Origin of the sequence: Phytopseudomonas flavescens (assembly GCF_900100535.1) — a bacterium.
GTDB classification, from domain to species: domain Bacteria; phylum Pseudomonadota; class Gammaproteobacteria; order Pseudomonadales; family Pseudomonadaceae; genus Aquipseudomonas; species Aquipseudomonas flavescens.
Genome location: NZ_FNDG01000005.1, coordinates 278,557 through 295,838, shown reverse-complemented (window position 1 = coordinate 295,838; position 17,282 = coordinate 278,557). Strand labels below are relative to the sequence as shown.

Annotated in this window: 16 protein-coding genes and 1 pseudogene; 9 read left to right on the top strand and 8 right to left on the bottom strand. The window is 56.0% G+C overall.

Annotated elements, in window-relative coordinates; all coding sequences use genetic code 11:
• Positions 1-102 precede the first annotated feature (102 nt).
• The 3 genes from BLR94_RS09135 to BLR94_RS28165 form a co-directional block, all read right to left on the bottom strand.
• Entirely contained in the window at positions 103-651 is a 549-nt protein-coding gene (locus BLR94_RS09135; protein WP_167359730.1) for a YniB family protein, read from the bottom strand.
• A gap of 446 nt (positions 652-1,097) precedes the next feature.
• Entirely contained in the window at positions 1,098-1,451 is a 354-nt protein-coding gene (gene osmE / locus BLR94_RS09130; protein ID WP_084304437.1) for an osmotically-inducible lipoprotein OsmE, read from the bottom strand.
• Positions 1,452-1,589: 138 nt separating this feature from the next.
• Positions 1,590-1,724 (bottom strand): hypothetical protein, encoded by a 135-nt coding sequence (locus BLR94_RS28165; RefSeq protein WP_279615849.1) that lies wholly within the window; start codon positions 1,722-1,724, stop codon positions 1,590-1,592.
• A 171-nt stretch (positions 1,725-1,895) separates the two neighbouring features.
• On the opposite strand from BLR94_RS28165, the gene BLR94_RS09125 reads away from it, so the two are divergent.
• Positions 1,896-2,786: a lipase family alpha/beta hydrolase gene (locus tag BLR94_RS09125; protein ID WP_084304436.1), complete on the top strand. Its 891-nt coding sequence runs from the start codon at positions 1,896-1,898 to the stop codon at positions 2,784-2,786.
• A 90-nt stretch (positions 2,787-2,876) separates the two neighbouring features.
• Here the strand turns inward: BLR94_RS09125 and BLR94_RS09120 are convergent, their stop codons facing one another.
• The 3 genes from BLR94_RS09120 to dksA all read right to left on the bottom strand — a co-directional run bounded on the left by BLR94_RS09120 (position 2,877) and on the right by dksA (position 4,857).
• Entirely contained in the window at positions 2,877-3,410 is a 534-nt protein-coding gene (locus tag BLR94_RS09120) for a hypothetical protein (protein WP_084304435.1), read from the bottom strand.
• A 53-nt stretch (positions 3,411-3,463) separates the two neighbouring features.
• The gene (gene gluQRS, locus BLR94_RS09115; RefSeq protein ID WP_084304434.1) at positions 3,464-4,351 is read right to left on the bottom strand and encodes a tRNA glutamyl-Q(34) synthetase GluQRS; all 888 of its coding nucleotides are present in this window, start codon (positions 4,349-4,351) and stop codon (positions 3,464-3,466) included.
• Between the two features lie 62 nt (positions 4,352-4,413).
• On the bottom strand, positions 4,414-4,857 hold the full coding sequence (gene dksA / locus BLR94_RS09110) for an RNA polymerase-binding protein DksA (RefSeq protein ID WP_042554833.1): 444 nt from the start codon (positions 4,855-4,857) through the stop codon (positions 4,414-4,416).
• A 331-nt stretch (positions 4,858-5,188) separates the two neighbouring features.
• Here dksA and BLR94_RS09105 point away from each other — a divergent pair.
• The 8 genes and pseudogenes from BLR94_RS09105 (at position 5,189) to BLR94_RS09070 (ending at position 14,074) form a co-directional block, all read left to right on the top strand.
• Positions 5,189-6,180: pseudogene (locus tag BLR94_RS09105) on the top strand (aminotransferase class I/II-fold pyridoxal phosphate-dependent enzyme).
• Positions 6,170-6,880, top strand: a complete 711-nt coding sequence (gene sfsA, locus BLR94_RS09100; RefSeq protein WP_084304433.1) for a DNA/RNA nuclease SfsA — start codon at positions 6,170-6,172, stop codon at positions 6,878-6,880. The pseudogene BLR94_RS09105 and the gene sfsA overlap by 11 nt, the downstream one beginning before the upstream one ends.
• 938 nt (positions 6,881-7,818) lie before the next feature.
• The gene (locus tag BLR94_RS09095; protein ID WP_244158124.1) at positions 7,819-9,060 is read left to right on the top strand and encodes an ATP-grasp domain-containing protein; all 1,242 of its coding nucleotides are present in this window, start codon (positions 7,819-7,821) and stop codon (positions 9,058-9,060) included.
• A gap of 22 nt (positions 9,061-9,082) precedes the next feature.
• Positions 9,083-10,591: a class I adenylate-forming enzyme family protein gene (locus tag BLR94_RS09090; protein ID WP_167359729.1), complete on the top strand. Its 1,509-nt coding sequence runs from the start codon at positions 9,083-9,085 to the stop codon at positions 10,589-10,591.
• Positions 10,588-11,550, top strand: coding sequence for a class I SAM-dependent methyltransferase (locus tag BLR94_RS27110; protein WP_139207426.1), 963 nt, complete (start codon positions 10,588-10,590; stop codon positions 11,548-11,550). Before BLR94_RS09090 ends, BLR94_RS27110 begins: the two co-directional genes overlap by 4 nt.
• On the top strand, positions 11,547-12,743 hold the full coding sequence (locus BLR94_RS09080) for an acyl-CoA dehydrogenase family protein (protein WP_084304429.1): 1,197 nt from the start codon (positions 11,547-11,549) through the stop codon (positions 12,741-12,743). Before BLR94_RS27110 ends, BLR94_RS09080 begins: the two co-directional genes overlap by 4 nt.
• A 45-nt stretch (positions 12,744-12,788) precedes the next feature.
• Positions 12,789-13,175: an ectoine synthase gene (locus BLR94_RS09075; RefSeq protein ID WP_084304428.1), complete on the top strand. Its 387-nt coding sequence runs from the start codon at positions 12,789-12,791 to the stop codon at positions 13,173-13,175.
• Positions 13,175-14,074 (top strand): DMT family transporter, encoded by a 900-nt coding sequence (locus BLR94_RS09070; RefSeq protein ID WP_084304427.1) that lies wholly within the window; start codon positions 13,175-13,177, stop codon positions 14,072-14,074. The genes BLR94_RS09075 and BLR94_RS09070 overlap by 1 nt, the downstream gene beginning before the upstream one ends.
• Positions 14,075-14,548: 474 nt before the next feature.
• Here the strand turns inward: BLR94_RS09070 and BLR94_RS09065 are convergent, their stop codons facing one another.
• Positions 14,549-14,866 carry a Rieske (2Fe-2S) protein gene (locus BLR94_RS09065; protein WP_084304426.1) on the bottom strand — a complete coding sequence of 106 codons (318 nt, stop codon included), beginning with the start codon at positions 14,864-14,866 and terminating at the stop codon, positions 14,549-14,551.
• 83 nt (positions 14,867-14,949) lie between these two features.
• Positions 14,950-17,142 (bottom strand): TonB-dependent hemoglobin/transferrin/lactoferrin family receptor, encoded by a 2,193-nt coding sequence (locus tag BLR94_RS09060; RefSeq protein ID WP_084304425.1) that lies wholly within the window; start codon positions 17,140-17,142, stop codon positions 14,950-14,952.
• Positions 17,143-17,282 lie beyond the last annotated feature (140 nt).

Sequence of the window (17,282 nt, the reverse complement as noted above, 5' to 3'; positions counted from 1 at the left end):
GCGAATGTCCGCTTTTGCGGGCGTTCGCCAGCCAGCTCAGCCAGAACGCTGGTGAGCTGGGCGCCTGCCCTGCGGCAGGACGTTTCGCCCGCAGCGCTGCGATCAAATTGCAAACCCGAACCTGAGTACCAGCGCCACCAAGATGCCCACCACTATCGGGGCTATGTACAGCTGATGCACCTGGCCGAAAATGCTCTGCTTCGGAATGACCGCACGTTCTTCCATCTCCGCTCTGCTTCGCTGGGCGCTCTCTCCCCTCAGGGACTGGCGCAAAACCTCGTGCTCGATTTCTTCATTGATCGTCGCCAGACGGATTTGGCTTTTTCGACCGCTTGAAAGTATCGCCGCCCCGACGAACACCCCGAGGTAAATCGCCGCAAACTTGACGTTCTCCGGGGCGCCGAGGTAGAGCGGGTCAGGAGCGGGGGCGATTTTCCAAAGCCATTTGGGAAACCATGGCTGGTAATACAGGAACGAGATGAGATTCTGGAAGGGCCCCGTGAGGATTCCCGAGAGGGCCGAGCCGCTGTCCAGGCGGAAATAGATCATCTTCATCAGTGACACCATCGTGCCGGCCAGGGCCGCCAGCGAAATCAACAGCCCGATGGTCACTCGGCTCAATGCTTTTTGCCTGGCTTGTCTGTAGTTCATCAAACCTCCCTGATGAGCCTTTCCTGAGGACGTGTCGCGGTGTTGGAACATTACTCGGTGCACAAAGAAAAAGTCCTGACTTTCGTTTGCAGAGCCAGGGGCTTGTTCGGTGGGGCAGGGCGAGGATTGGTGCGTGTCAGGCGGGGTCGGTGGTGTACGGCAGGGTATCGGTTACAGCGCGCACGTTTTGGCCAGGGTCCGTTGAGGTTTCAATGCGAGAACTCTCGCCAGGCCGGGCGGCGATCCGTTAGGCGCAGAACGCAGGGAATGGATTAGCCGTCCGCGTTTTCCCTTGCCAAGTGCTGCAATGACGCATGGCGAGACTTCTCGCGCAACCCGCGTGGCCTCGGCGCGGCCGTGCGTGAAACGTCAACAGACCCTGGCTGATACGAATAAAAATGCCCGCTCCCCTGGGAGGCGGGCATTCTTTCGGGCCGGCGCTTGGATCAGATGCCGTGGCCACGGGCGCGTTCGCGCTCGTTGATTTCCATCTGCTCGCAGGTCAGGAAGCCTTTGCTGTCGACCCGGTCTGCGGAGTTGAAGGCAACGTAGTAGGGCTGCTCCTTGCCATCCCGGTTGAGGACGTAGTTGTTGCAGCTGCCCGGGTGGACCGTGCGGGTGATTTCCGACGAGGGTGGGCCGCCCAGTTCCAGAACCGTCGATTTGCTCATGTCCTTCTCGACCTGTTTGACCAGCGGTTCGTTGCGATAGGTGATGTGGTCGACCGGATTTTCCGGCTTGCCGGCACACCCGGTAAGGACGGCGAGAACGCATGCAGCACCCAGACTTTGCTTGAGCATGGTGTATTTCCCTTGTAATGAACCAGACCATTTTTTCGAGCCCGGGGGGGGTGGATAAGTTCGTCCTAAATCACCGGTGGCTCGGTTTGCTCGTGTCCACAGGCGCATTCATGCACCGTTGCAGCGTGCAGGGCCGCACTAACGCTCGATTGCCGGTCGTTGCAGGCTGCTGTCCACGGCCTCACCCAGAATGGGCGCCGGGGCGCGGCTGGGCAACGCGAACGCACTGGCGCTCAGCAGGCTCAGTGTCAGGACAATGCTCAGGGTTTTCATGCTGCACCTCTTTCTCGGCGTGTGCGGTGTTTCACGGAACCATGCTAAGGGCGAGGTAGTCAGGGATGAAGTCGAGTGTCTCGATAGTGGCCATCGACAATCATGATGTGCTTTCCTCGGCGCTCATCCGATGCCGCGTTGGCCGGGTAGCGTCCCTCCATGGAGACTGAAATGGGTCATCGTGCAGTTCCCCGGTATCCACTGGTGCTGGTCCCTGGCTTTCTGGGCTTCGTCAGCCTGTTCGGTTTCGAATACTGGCACGGCATTGTCACTGCCCTGCGCAATCAGGGGGTCGATGTCTACCCGGCGCGTCTGTCGCCGGTACATGCCACGGAGCTTCGTGGTGAGCAGTTGCTGCTGCAGATCGCCGACGCGCGGCGGCGCAGCGGCGCGGAAAAGGTGCATCTGATCGGCCACAGCCACGGGGCTCTGGTATGTCGGTATGCCGCTGCGCACCGGCCGGAGTGGATCGCCTCGGTGGCCTCCCTGGCGGGGCCGCATCAGGGCTCCGAACTGGCCGACCACATCGAGCGAAAAGCCGCGCCGGGAAGCCTGCGTGGCACGCTGCTGCAACTGGGCGTGCACGTGCTGGCGCGACTGGTGACACTGTTCGACAGCGGTGCCCGCGGCGCGAGCATGCCGATCGACGTCAAGGCCGCCCATCGCTCGTTGACCACCGAGGGCGTGGGTATCTTCAATCACCAGTATCCTCAGGGGCTGCCGCCGCTGCGGGGAGAAAACGGGCCGGAAGAGGTCAACGGCGTGCGCTATTACTCCTGGTCCGGCACCTTGCAGCCGGGAATCACCGATCAGGGGGGCAATCGTCGTGATCTGTCGAACTGGTTCTGTCGACGCTTCGCACGCACCTTCGTGCGCGAGGCAGGGCAGTGCGACGGCATGGTCGGCCGTGTCAGCTCTCACCTGGGCAAGGTCATTCGCGACGATTACCCCCTCGATCATCTGGATATCGTCAATCAGCACTTTGGCCGTGTCGGCGAGGGCGTCAATCCGGTCAGCCTGTATATCGAGCACCTGCGCAGGCTGCACGAGGCCGGGCTGTAACTGTGCCGGCCCATGGCCGGAGAGCCGCCTAGGTTGCGCGAAGCGATACCCAGGGATTTTCCCTGGCGTGACGCTCGGATCGGCCCGGGCTCACTGCCCGGTCTGCGCCGCCTTCAGCGTCTCGTAGGCCGGCGCTGCGTAGATGCCCACTTCCACCGCCAGCTCCAGCACCCGGGGCAGGTCGCTGGTGTACACCAGGACGGCCTGCAGTTCGTCGTCCAGCGGCTCGCTGAAGTCGACCAGCACATAGCCACCGGTTTCCTTGGACAGGCTGCTCAGCTGCACCTGGATACGGTTCAGGGCTTTCAGGGGCTCGACCTTGTGCAGTTGCTTGGCGGTCAGTACGAAGCTCACTTCGGGGCCGAACGATTCGGTGATCTGGTGGAACAGTTGGTCGTAGCGGTCGGCCTGGAACAGCACGGTGTCCGGCAGGTTGCCGATCACCATCCATTCGCCCAGCGGGATGGGAAAGCTGTCGTCGTAGTTGATGTCCGGGTTGGCTGCCAGGAATGCCTGGGGATCGGCGTAGGCCTGGGTGGCTTCGTCAGCGATACGGACAATCTCGTCCTGCGGCAGGCAGCCCGAGCTGATTTTGCCGATAAGTTCTTCGAGCTGGGCGCGCATGGCGGGTTCCTGATCGTGGGTCGTAGGGGCGCAAGGCTGCCCTGTGCCGGCGATCAGTGCAACTGACTTTCCGCCAGTGTGCGTGTCCGCGGGATGCGGGTGGCATCCCAGTGGCGTGCGCTCCACCGCAGCAACTCGTCGGCGCTGGCGTCCGCTAGCTCGCTCGGGGCCTGTTGGCCCAGCGCGCGCAGGGCGCGAATCAGCAGCGCGGTGGCCTGATCTTCGGGCAGCGGCGGCGAACGGTAGGATTTACCGAGCTTATGGCCATCGGGCTGGATGATCAGTGGTACGTGCAGGTAGCGCGGTTGAGAGAGCCCGAGCAGTTCCTGCAGATAGAGCTGCCTGGGGGTCGAGTCGAGCAGATCGGCGCCGCGTACCACGTTGTTGACTCCTTGCCAGGCGTCATCGAGTACCACGGCGAGCTGGTAGGCATACAAGCCATCACGACGGCAGATGACGAAGTCGCCAACCTGCTGGCCCAGGTGCTGGCTGTACTCGCCTTGTACCCGGTCGGCGAAGCGATAGGTCAGCTGTGGCACGCGCAGGCGGATGGCGGCGGCATGGCGAGCGTGGCCGGCATTGCCGCAGTAACCCGGGTAGATGCCGCCGCTGCCTTCCAGCTTCTTGCGTGAGCAGGTACAGGCATAGGCCAGGCCTTGATCAAACAGGCGCTGCACCAGCGCTTCGTACTCGGCATGGCGTTCGCTCTGGCGCAGCAGTTCGCCATCCCAGTGCAGGCCATAGCGTTCGAGGGTCTGCAGGATCGCGGTTTGTGCGCCAGGTGCTTCCCGGGGCGTATCAAGATCCTCCATGCGCAGCAGCCAGCGGCCACCCACGGAGCGGGCGTCGAGGTAGGAGGCGAGGGCGGCGACCAGCGAGCCGAAGTGCAGGTAGCCACTGGGCGTAGGGGCGAAGCGACCGATGTAGGGGGCGTTTTGCATGTGGGAGTGTGATGCGCAGGCAGAAACAGGACGGGGCGCCCTTGGCGCCCCGTCTGATCGACTCAGGAGCCGACCTGTTTTTCCTTGATTTCCGCCAGGGTCTTGCAATCGATGCACAGGGTGGCGGTAGGGCGGGCTTCCAGGCGGCGGATACCGATCTCCACGCCACAGGAATCGCACCAGCCATAGTCTTCGTCTTCGATCAACTGCAGGGTTTCGTCGATCTTCTTGATCAGCTTGCGTTCACGATCACGGGCGCGCAGTTCCAGGCTGAATTCTTCTTCCTGGCTGGCACGGTCGGCTGGGTCCGGGAAGTTGGCCGCTTCGTCCTGCATATGGTGCACGGTACGATCGACTTCCTGCATCAGCTCCAGCTTCCATTTGTTCAGGATGCCGGTGAAGTGGGCGCGCATCGCCTCGCTCATGTACTCCTCGCCCTTGGTTTCCTTGTAGGGTTCGAAGCCACGAATCAATTGGCCGTTTGTTGCTTTTGCTTTGATGGGCATGGGTGACCGCCTCTCACTCTCTCTAATCCACTGCGCAGGGAATGTGTCCGTTGCCGTTTACAATAACGGCCCTGCGACTGCAAGCCGGCGAACTTACCAGATCGACTCAAGCCGCGCCACTCCCGGATGTCGCGGCGATGGGGGTTGATCCGACGGAGGGTTACCGCTGGCTTCGCACGGGCCTCGCGGCCGGTCACCGGCTCTCCATTCATCCGCCAGGCGCAGGCTGCAGTCGCAGTGTAAACATGTGTTTCGGTGGTGTGTCGGCACGGTATGACAGGACCGTCCTGATAGAATTCCACCTCTAACCGCTTTCCCAAGGCATTTATCCATGGCCCAGCCTTATAGCGCACGCAGTCGCGCGATCGAACCCTTCCACGTGATGGCGCTGCTGGCGCGGGCCAATCAGTTGCAGGCCGAGGGTCATGATGTCATCCACCTGGAAATCGGCGAGCCGGATTTCACCACGGCCGCGCCCATCGTCGCCGCCGGTCAGGCTGCACTGGCGGCAGGCCATACCCGCTATACCGCCGCTCGCGGGCTGCCTGCCCTGCGTGAGGCGATCGCTGCCTTCTATGCGCAACGCTACCGGCTGAGCATAGACCCGCAGCGCATCCTCATCACGCCGGGCGGTTCCGGTGCGCTGTTGCTGGCGGCGAGCCTGCTGGCCTCGCCCGCCAACCCCACCGGGACGCTGCTGAGTGCTGCGGAGCTGGCGGCTGTCCCAGGCGCTCAAAGCCCGCGGGGGCCATATGGTGGTGGATGAGATTGGCCTATGGCGTGGACGCCAGCAGCGTCCTGGAGTTGGACGATGAGGCCTTCGTGCTCAACAGTTTCTCCAAGTATTTCGGCATGACCGACTGGCGGCTGGACTGGCTGGTGGCGCCCGAAGAAGCGGTCGCAGACTTGGAGAAACTGGCGCAGAACCTCTATATCAGCGTGCCGAGCATGGCCCAGCATGCCGTCCTGACCTGTTTCCAGCCGCAGACCCTGGCGATTCTCGAAGAGCGCCGTGCCGCTTTTGCCGAGCGCCGTGACTTCCTGCTGCCAGCGCTGCGCGAGCTGGGCTTCGGCATTGCCGTGGAACCTCAGGGCGCCTTTTATCTGTATGCCGATATCGGTGTCTTCGGTGGCGATGCCTATGGCTTCTGTCAGCACTTCCTGGAAACCGAACAGGTGGCTTTCACCCCAGGGCTGGATTTCGGTCGGTATCAGGCAGGACACCACGTGCGTTTCGCCTACACGCAAAGCCTGTCGCGCCTGCAGCAGGCGGTCGAGCGTATTGCCCGCGGCCTGAAGACGTGGAGCGCCAATGCGATTTGATCCGCCGCTCGAAGAAGGCCGCCTGCTGCGTCGCTACAAGCGATTTCTCGCCGACATCGAAACCGCCAGCGGCGAACTGCTGACCATCCACTGCCCGAACACTGGTTCGATGCTCAACTGCATGAGCGAGGGCTGCCGGGTCTGGTTCAGCCGCTCCAGTGACCCCAAGCGCAAGCTACCGGGTACCTGGGAGATCGGTGAAACGCCCCAGGGCCGCCTGGCCTGCATCAACACCGGGCGCGCCAATGGGCTGGTGGAGGAAGCGCTGCGCGCCGGGGTGATCTCCGAGCTGGCAGGTTTTACTGCACTGCGTCGCGAAGTGCCTTATGGCGTGGAGCGTAGCCGGGTGGACTTCTGCCTCGAATACGCCAACGGTGTGGCTTTCGTCGAGGTGAAGAGCGTGACGCTGGGCTTCGCCGACAGCGCCGTGGCGGCCTTCCCGGATGCACGTACCGAGCGCGGCACCAAGCACCTGCGCGAGCTGGCCGCCCTGGCGCGTACTGGCATTCGTGCCGTCCAGCTGTATTGCGTGAACCTGTCGGGTATCGAGGCGGTACGCCCGGCCGAGGAAATCGACCCAGCCTATGCCGCTGCGCTGCGCGAGGCGGTGCCGGCGGGCGTCGAGGTATTGGCCTATGGGGTGGATATATCTCCGCAGGGGGTCGAAGTGTTGCGGCGTATCGAGGTGCGATTGACCTGAGGATTCCTTACGGATGTCGCTGTGCTTGATCCGTCAGTGGACTATCTGCTCTCGGCACAACAGACATTCTCGGTCCACGCTCTGGGCATAGACGCCAGATTACGAATACCCAGCGGTTTTCCTAATCATTCGAGGCAGAAACCTGCTGTTAGGTCGTTGAGTATGGATATTCAGTCTGAAATAAACTCCGTGCATGGTGTCTCTAATATGGGTAAGGACTAACACTATACAGTCAGGCAGGCCAGAAAACCGCTAGAAGCTCAAAGTGAAACTCCTTCGCGATGAATCTAGATGTGGTCTCTTGAGGAGTCGCATGGCATCTAAAAGGCCACTCGGTAATTTGCTAGGAAGTCACGTGTAGTAGGGCTTTATAAGCGATTCGCCATCAATAAGTAGCCACCTTAGTATGCAATATGTTGAGAATGCTCTGGCTGACCTCTATCAGTTGCTATAAAGGCCCATTTCTGGCCGCGCCACATATAAGCGTCGCCTACTTCGGCTATTCGCGATTTCTAAGCGGTGTTTATGGTACGCAGCTTGTCATTGGAGACCTTTATGAGCGCTGCGGAAACACAGTGGTGCTTTTTGACTTAAGCCAGAAAAATCAAAGTGTTACGCGCCACAGGGCGTGCGCGTGATTACAGGTTGGCCATCACTCATCGTTCCAAGCCATCTCAGTGGAAGTTTGTCCTCGATACGCCTAATAACACTTGACTGAATGCCATTGCTGGCAGGGCAGGCCGGCTGTGCCTTGAGAATTCATAAAGCCGGCATTGACAGTACTTGCGCCTTGGCTATGCTGTAAGTCGTCTGTAAGGATGCTTTGAAGGCGATGCCAGTTTTCGAAACCTTAGGGTGCAGCTCAATATCCTAAGTTTCCTGGATCGCATAGAAAGCAGGATCACGCGCAATATGCATGGAGAAGCGATTTGTCGATAGTGATTTTTCATCGTGCCAAGAGTTTCGTATGTGAGTACGATAGCTGGTTGGATGACTGCAAGGAAAATGTATATCTCGTAATCTCTAAGGAGATGAATAGGTACGAGCATTGTAGTGTAGCGAGTGTTCCCAATGCTGAGTTCTACTCCGGTATTATATTCTTGGATCGCTATGATGACACTGCAAGTTTCCATTCGGCCCTGGACGAAGTTGGTAGTCGAGGGGAAATCACTAAGCTAATCGCACACTATGAGTTCGACTTGATACGGGTGGCGGAGGCGCGAGAGTCGCGCGGTATTGCTGGCCAGTCATTGTTAAGCGCATGTGCTTTTAGAGATAAGCTAGAAATGAAGAGGCTAGTCTCAGCGGCTGGCCTAATTGGTTATCGATTTGGTTCAATTTCAGACTGGTCCGATGTCGAGCGTTTTTATTCTGCAGTGGGGGGCAAGCGGCTCATTTTAAAGCCTCGCTCCGGCTCTACATCTCTTGGAGTAATCTGCATCGATGATCCATATCGGCAGCGTGAAGAAATTGAAAAGCTATTGAGAAACCCTCTTGCTCTAAGCCCAGACTATATGGCTGAGGAGTTTATTGAGGGGGAAATGTACCATGTTGATGGTCTTATTCTAAACGGCGAACAACGTCTGCTGTGGCCCTCCCAATACATTACAGGTTCTTTGGAATTTCAAGATGAGTTTGGTCAAACTGTCTCAAGTGCGATGCTAGGGCCAGATGATAAGTTCTGCAAGAGTATCATCACGTTTGTTGGTTCCGTTATTGCCGCTTTACCTGTTCCTACGAATTGCAATATACATTGCGAGGTTTTCGTAACGCCATCGGGTAATATTGAATTGTGCGAGATCGCAAGTCGTACTGGTGGAGTTAGGATCAAACATGGCCTTGCCCGTGCATTTCGGTTTGATATTGCCGAAGCATGGATACGCGCAGAAGCCAGTTTGCCACAGCGTACTGAAGCCATTCCAAGCAGGCCCGAGATTTTCACCGGATGGGCTACGATGGCTGGGCGCGATGGCAAAGTGGCGTGCATCCCAGATAGCTGCGAAATCGAAGGCGTCTGGGCCTATCAACGCAACGTTTCGACCGGGGACGTCGTACAGTCACCGCGATCGGCTGTGGATTACATTGCGAATTGCGACATTGAAGGCCCCGACCACGTAGCGATAGTTAGTCGTATACATAAGGCGCGACGTTGGTTTGCGTCTTATTTTGCAACTATCTAACCATATGGGGTGGGAGGTTCTTATGAGTGCGCTATATGCTTCTCGTTTCGAGAGGTCGGCAGGTCTATACCCTAATAAAACCGCCATAGTGGATGGTGAGAGGGTATACAGGTTTAGAGATGTCTACGGTTTATATCGGTCATTTTTGAGTTCATTCGTAGAGAGCTGTTGGGCCGGAAAAACGATAGCCGTGTATGCGCGAAGTAGTGCATTGAGCGTGGCTGCTGCTCTGGCGGGACTGCGCCTAGGGTGTACGATGGTTTTTATACACCATTCCTATACACCTGAGAACCTGAAGCGCCGATATCTACGCGTCAATGCGGAGTTGCTAGTATCAGATGTCCCTATAGCGGATCAGGATGCACTGCACGGCGTTTGTCAGCTTAATTTACCTGATATATTCACGTTTTATGGTTCGGGTAAGAATGCAGCAGACGCCAAGAAAAACGTCGCCTGTATTTTTTTCACATCTGGTAGTACCGGCGAGCCTAAAGGCGTCTGCGTGAGCGACCGGAATATGAACGCTGCTTACGAATCGGTATGCTCATATATGCAGTATACGCCGAATGACGTTATTCTTCATTACACGGCTATAGGGGTCGATCTCGGTTTTCATAATAGTATCTTTTCTCTATTGTTTGGCGGTACTAATGTAATTGGGGGGGCGTCGCCGGCAGATCCGAAATGCATTCTGCAAGCAATCGCTGATTGGAGAGTTACCGGGCTTCAAGCTCTACCGGGGCAGCTTTGCTGCTTGGCTCAGCCAGTGGATTCCGCTTCTTTCGATTTGAAATCACTAAGATTTGTATCGTCCACTGGGCAGGCATTGCAACCTGCCCATATTCGTAATCTGCGGGAAAAATTACCCGACGTTAAACTTTACTCGATGTATGGAATGACCGAGTGTAAGCGAATATTGTATCTGGCCCCCGAGGAGGTTGATCAGCGACCCACATCGGTCGGTAAGCCTATACCTGGAGTAACCGCGTACCTTGTACGCCGTGATCGTGACCAATTAGTGCAGGTTGCTGATAAGGAAGTCGGTGAGCTGGCAGTGGTAAGTGAACAAGTCATGCAGGGGTATTGGGCGGATGATGCAGCCAATCAGAAGGCTATTTTGCATGATGTGCTGGGTCATCATCGTGTCCTTTTAACCGGAGATTTGTTTCGCAAAGACGATGACGGGTTTTTCTATCATGTATCCCGGCTAGACGACCACTTCCCTCGCAATACATGGATGGTCAATCCCCGAGAGGTTGAGGCTGTTATAGGAAGTTTGCCAGACGTTTTAGAATGTCGTGTTGTTCCCCTTCCAAGCACGGAGGAGGGAAACATACCTATCGCGTACATTGTCCTACGCCATGGGGCCGACCATGCTTCTTTACCACAGTCGGTAATAGCTCATTGCGTTCGCCATCTACATCCACATATGGTTCCGGCAAAGGTTCTGCTTGTGGATACTTTGCCCCGGTCGATTTCCGGTAAGATCCAGGCGCCCGTCGGACACATAGAGACGGAGATCACTCGATGAAGGACTTCCAAAGCGAGTTTCGAACTTCATCAATGTTCAAGTTGGCTGAGCATTTTGACGGACTTGCAACTGGTCGCACTCAGACACCTTCGCGACGTGTATGCTCTAACTTTCGCTCCTCCGAAACTGATCCTTTATGGCGTCAGTCGCATGATTTAATAGTCGAAAGATCGGGGCCTCTTTTCCAGCATTTCCTTGCCAGTCTACCTTGCGTCCTTGAGGAAATGTGTAGAGTAAACGCAGCTCTAGAGCGCTTGCGGCGGTCTGAGGTGATATTGGGCGGGCGCTCTGGCCACAATTTCTTCGCTCTTGATGCATTTGATGGAACTCAAGCACGAGCACTATCGGAAATCAGTGGACACGCTTTTGCTTCTCACACATGCTCACCAAACCCTGGTAATGCACCATATTTTCATGAGCTCAACACGAGTTCAGCAGCGACCTTTGATCAAGCTCCGTTTTTCACAGCAGTGGATACCTTACTGAATACACCGGATCACAATGGGTTCGATGTGATTTATGAAACCGCTGCATTTCAGTTTTACGGCCCTGACCGGAAGAGGCAGATTGAGATAGCTCAAAAAGTCCTGAAGCAGGACGGTATCTTATTATTGCTTGGCAAGACGCTTCGTTCAGAGCCGGAACGCTTTGATAAAGATGAAGCGCGGAAAGATGAGTTGCATAAGGCAAAATATTTTACTCAAGAAGAGATATTGTGGAAGCAGCAGCAGATGCTGCAAAGTATGCACCATGGTCTAGTGCCGATTAACTCGCTAATCCATGAGGCGTTTATTGCACTTAGGAATGTATACGTGATGTGGAATGGAGGTAATTTTTTCGAGCTCGCTGCTTGTCGAGATGCTGGGAGACTCCGCAAATTTGTTGAACTGTTGGGCCCAATAAGGCTTTCTGAGGGTTTCGTGCTAGATCGACGAGTAGGGGAGTGGATTTCTGCATGAAGGGTGGCGTGCAAAGTGAACAGCAGAATGCGATAGCTAGTTTTTACGAAGTGATCGCGGAGCTTAGCCCAAAGTGGCAGGCTCGTTCTCTTCAGGCAGATGAGAATTCGCAACTTCCTTTGGAAACGTTTTTAGAGTTACGGGACGCTAAACTCTTCGGGCTATGCGCACCGAAGAGATTTGGTGGTCACTCGCTGCCTTGGAATGAGTTTGTTCAACTTACAACGACAATTGCAGCCTCATGCCCCGCCACGGCTTGGTTGGTAGGACTTGTGGGAAGCCATGCAGCAATAATCGCGCGTATGAGCGAAGAATGCCAAACTGAAGTTTTTAGGGATGGTACTCAACAGCTTTTCGCAACCGCTTCCTTGCAGCAGCAGTCGACTGTATTCAAGTGTGAGAGCAGTTTTGTTGTGTCTGGAAAGTGGTCTATCTCCTCTGGGATTGACTTCGCGAAATGGGTCGTTTTGTATGTTCGCCATGAAGTGTTTGGAAGTGTGCCTCACCTTGTAGTCCTGCCGACCTCGCAAGTGTCGATCATAGATGACTGGAACGTGTTTGGGCTTCGGGCAACTGGATCGAAGTCAGTCTTAGTGAGTGACGCAGTAATTCCTAGCTACCGCGTCATAAATCAGGACGCTTGCTTCAATCTGAATCCCCCTGGTGCAGTGAGTAATACAGATGCACCGTACTTCGGTCGCTCCTATATTCCGTATCTATCGAGTGTGATCTTGGGGCCATTACTTGGTACGGCAAAAGGGGGGATGGCAGCAGCCCTTGATGTGCTGATTCCTTCTTACGCGCGCATAGGCGATGATAGGGCGGGGGCAAAGCCACTTTTGGAGCTAGCTGTTGCCGAAAGCGCTGTAGAGTTGCGTATAGCAGAGATGCTTGTAGCTAATTGTAGTGCTTTACTGACCTCGTTTGTTTCGGCCGAGGAAGACAGGGCGTTCTTTGAGAATAAATGGAACGCAATACGTCAAGACAAAGCTTATGTTGTAAAACTTTGCAACAAGGCAATGGATCGCCTTGCTGATGAGCTTGGTACACGTGGTGTTTTTAGCACTGGTCGGTTTCAGCTCTTATGGCGTGATCTAAAAGTCATGTCAAAACATATGGATGTTCGGTGGGATCGTATGATGTTACCTGTCGGGCAAGAACTGCTTAAAGCTCAGGGTGTTTGTCCATCATAGAAATGCTTAAGTAGAAATTTGAAATTTTTCATAAATGGAGGCTGCATGTTTGTTCGTCGTTTAGATGATGTTTCAAATTCTGAGTTTTTCGTGGAGTGGGGAGCCGGGACCAGTCATCGCATGGTGCGAGAGTCGGATGGAGTAGGCTTTACTGTTTGCCATACTGTAGTTTTAGCCGGCCGGGAAGCGAGACTACAGTATAGAAACCATCTTGAGGCATGCTATTGCGTTTCAGGTGCAGGCCAGGTCGAGGATATGGGGGGAAAGGTTTACCATATATATCCGGGCGATGTTTATGTTTTGGACAATAATGATGAGCACATTTTGCGTGCCGGAGATGGTGCAGATCTAATTTTGGTTAGTGTTTTCAATCCCCCATTAAAAGGTACCGAAGTGCATAGACTTGATGATGAGAAGGCATCCAGCTATTGATGGGTACGCATCATAATCGGGGCCAAAATCCGAATCACTTAGGCGGTATCGTGCTCCGCGTTGCAGCTGCAGGCTTCATGACGGCTATGTCCGCTTGTGTAAAAGCTGCATCGGAGCAAGTTGAAGTTGGTCAAATTGTATTTTGGCGATCATTTATATCACTGTTGCCTATATTGATATTTCTAATCGCTAAAAACAATTTTCCACGCGGTCTGGTAACGCGCCATCCTAAATCACATCTTTTGCGCGGTATGCTTGGTTTTATTGCTATGGCATGCTCTTTTGTTTCCTTCAAATACCTTTCTTTGGCGAATGCGACGGCTATAAGTTTTTTGGTTCCGCTTGTCAGTCTACCTTTGGCAGCTTATATGCTGCGTGAAACTATGACGTCGCGTATTATATTCTGCGTTTTGTTGGGGTTCTCAGGTGTTTTAGTTCTTCTGGGGCAAGATCTTACAGCGCCGGACTGGAATCAGGACTTTATTTATGGTGTCGGCGGTGGTCTTGGCTTCGTTGCTTCAATGTCCTTTCTAAGGGTTTTTATAAAGTCGATGACTATCACGGAGTCGTCATCTGCTATTGCGTTCTACTTTGGGCTTATTGGAGCTGCGATAGCATTGTTGACGATTCCCTTTGGCTGGACTTCTCCGACACCTAGCACATGGTTGTTCCTACTTGGGGCAGGCATTTTTGGAGGGATTGGGCATATCCTAGCAACAGAGGCTATTGCGCGCGCTCCTGTTTCATTGCTGGGGCCCTATGAGTATACCGCACTCATATGGGCTATGCTTCTTGATGCAATGCTCTTTGGAGTCATACCTCAAACGATAGGTTTTGCTGGTGGTGGTTTAATTGTTGTTGCTGCATTGCTAGCAACAAGATCCGGGCGTATGCGCTGATGGAATTTAGCGATTAACTTAGAGGTCGCATTCAAGGATTCGGAGAGAAATCTCAATTTTTATTTTGATTAGAATGTTCCCTGATTCAAAAAATGGTTGCTCTAAGATCCCTCAAGTTACCCGGGCTTCTGTTGTTTAAAACCCAGTCTGGGGTTCTGGTATTTGAAGCTTAATATGTGGCGGTTATCGGCTCTATTTTGGGTTTCCTTCTCCTATATACTCGATGAGCATGGACATTAGTGAATAGGCTAGGCAGCCATTCACCCCTTTGGGATCGTGCAACTCAATCAACGCTACCAGTCTCTTCCAAAGCAGCACGTGATCTATCTCGGATACGAACAGCTCTTTACGGATTTGTTATCCTTGCATATTCGGCATTGGCGAAATCAATTTACCTCACGGGAAACTTCAGAAATGGATCGCGGCATTGCACCGATTCGGGAGCGTTATATTCAACGCTTCATTAGTGCAGCCCTACAGATCGACCCAGATCCCGTCGCCATCCTCGCGGCTGTCGATTGCCCGTAACGTCTCCCCCTCGCAAGGCCCGGCCACGCATTCGCCGGATTCGATCAGGAACAGCGCACCATGCCGGGCACACTGGATCAGGCTGGCGCTGGGGTCGAGAAACCGGTCGGGCTGCCACTCCAGCGGCACGCCACGGTGTGGGCAGCGGTTGCGGTACACGAACACGTCACCCTCCTTGCGAACGGCGAACAGTTGTGTCCCTGCAATGGAAAAGCCCCGGCTTTGCGCTTCTGGAAGCTCATGCGGGGCGCATAGGCGAATCATCGACGTCTCCAGACCTGAGCGAGGATTATCCCGCATCGGCCTGGCGATGGAAGAGGGGCGCGCGTCCTTGCGCGACAGGAAACTCAGATATCCCAGACCACGTTGATGGAGGCGTTGCGGCCGGGCTGGGACAGGCGGTCGATATTGGCCGGTGCCAGGAAGCCCGCTTCGCCGGTGCTGTCATAGCCGCGCACGTCGTCCCACAGCCAGTATTGCTTGTCGGCGAGGTTGTAGAGACCGGCGTTGACCGTGATGTCGCGGGTCACCTTGTAGTAGCCGCTGAGGTCGAGTACGCCGAAGCCCGGCGTGCGGAACTGGGTGCTGCCGTCGACAGCGTTGTAGCTGTCGTCGTCAACCCGCGTCTTGCGCTTGACCAGCGTCCAGTTCAGCAACGCGCCGTACTCTCCGTCTGCCTGGTCGTAGCCGATGCCGAAGACCCCGGTCAGCGGATTGACGCTGTTGAGTGGGCGACCACTGTCTTCGTTGCGGCCCCGGGCATAGGCGACCGAACCCTGGGTGTAGAGGCCCTTCGGCAGGCCGAGTGCAGCCAGCTCGAGGCGCCCCTTGGCCTCGGCCCCCTTGATGGTGGCCTTGTCGATGTTGCTCGACTGGAACTGCGCGAAAGTCCCGCCATTGCCCAGAGCATCCTCTTCGATGAAGTCGCGGTAGCGGTTATAGAACACCGCCAGGCTGAAGCTGGACTGATCGAAGTCGCCACGCAGGCCGAGTTCCACGCCCTTACTGGTTTCCGGGTCGAGGTCGGCGTTGCCGAGTACCTGATAACCGGCGCTTTCGTTGGTGAAGTTGCCGTAGAGTGCCTTGGCTGTCGGCGTGCGGAAGCCTTCGGCGTATTGGCCGTAGACGCTGTAGCGTTCGTTGAAGTCGTAGGTCACGCCCAGTTTCGGTGAGACCCGGTGCCAGGTCTTTTCGCTCAAGTCCACTTCATCCGCGTTGACTGTCGACAGGTAGGCCGCGGTGCGTTTCGGGTCCAATGTTTCATGGTCGTAGCGAACGCCCGGCAGAAACGTCCAGTTGCCGTAGCGAATCTGGTCCTGAGCGAACAGGCCCCAGCTTTCGACCGTAGGATCGGGAAAGTCGCTGGCTCGCAGGGTGGTATTGCTGCCGGTGCGCAGTCCGGAAACCTCGCTGTGCTTGTAGCTCAGGCCATAGCTCAGCAGATGATCCATGCCGGCCGCCGCAAAGGCTTTGTCGAACTGGTTGTCCAGGCCCCAGGTACGCTCCTGGTAGGTCGTCTTGCGATAGCGGCTGGAGTTGCTGTTGGGCTGGTAGGTGCGCTGATCGGTGCCGGCATTCTGGTAGCTCAGGCGGGCCGACCAGCTGTCGGCCATGGGGGTGTCGAGTGCCAAGCGGTTATCGACGCTGAAGCGTTCGCGTTCCACTACGTCCTTGACGTTACGGCCAAGGTAAGCCGACGTGGGAAAACCGAAAATGGCGGTCGGAGCGCTGCGGATATCGCCGTCGAGCGTGGAGTGGAAATGCTCGTAGCCGAGTTTCAGGCTGTTGTCTTCGCCATAGCGGTAACCGACTTTCGCCAGCACGGTGTAACTGTCGTTGTCTTCCGGGTTGGCCTTGCTGCGAGCGATACCGAGGCCGCCGACGTCGCCTTGCGTTTCGGTCTCATGGCCGCTGCGTTTGCTGTAGTGCAGCAGGGCATCGACGTCGCCCTCGCGGCCCGCCAGCGTGGTGGAAGTCAGCCAGCTGTCGTCGGCCGAGCTGTAGCCCGCTTTCAGGCGAGCGCCATAGGCCTTGCCGTCCTTGATGATGTCCGACGGGTCGAGGGTGAAGTAACTGACGGCACCGCCGATGGCGCTGCTGCCATAAAGGGCGGACGCGGGGCCGCGAAGGATCTCCACACGCTTGATGATGCTCGGGTCGACATAGTTGCGGCGCGTATTGGCATACGGGCCGAAGGCGTAGGCATCGGGGATTTCCACACCGTCGATCTGGGTCAGGATGCGGTTGCCGTCGATACCGCGGATGTTGTAGCCGCTGATACCCGACGAGTGGCCCGTCCCGCCGACGGAGACGCCAGGCTCGTTGCGCACCAGGTCCTTGATGGTGTTGACGTTATGCTTGTCCAGTTGATTCTGCTCGAGAACCGTGACGGTACTGGGGACGCGATCGATACTCTGCTCGGTGCGGGTGGCACTGACCGTGGTCTGGCCGAGCTGCAGCGTCTGTGCAGTGACCAGCGTGGGGCTGAGCAGCAACAGGGCCAGGCATGAGCGAAGGGGGAAGGGCGGGATAGACGACATGGGATTCTCCTCGATCATGTCGGACAGCGGACAGGCAATCGGTCTATTTAATGTGACTGATTCTCGTTTGTAAACGAGACGCTGTGACAATTAAGATGATTTAATATTTGTGCGGTTTCGTTCCTGGAACCAGCCGTTTA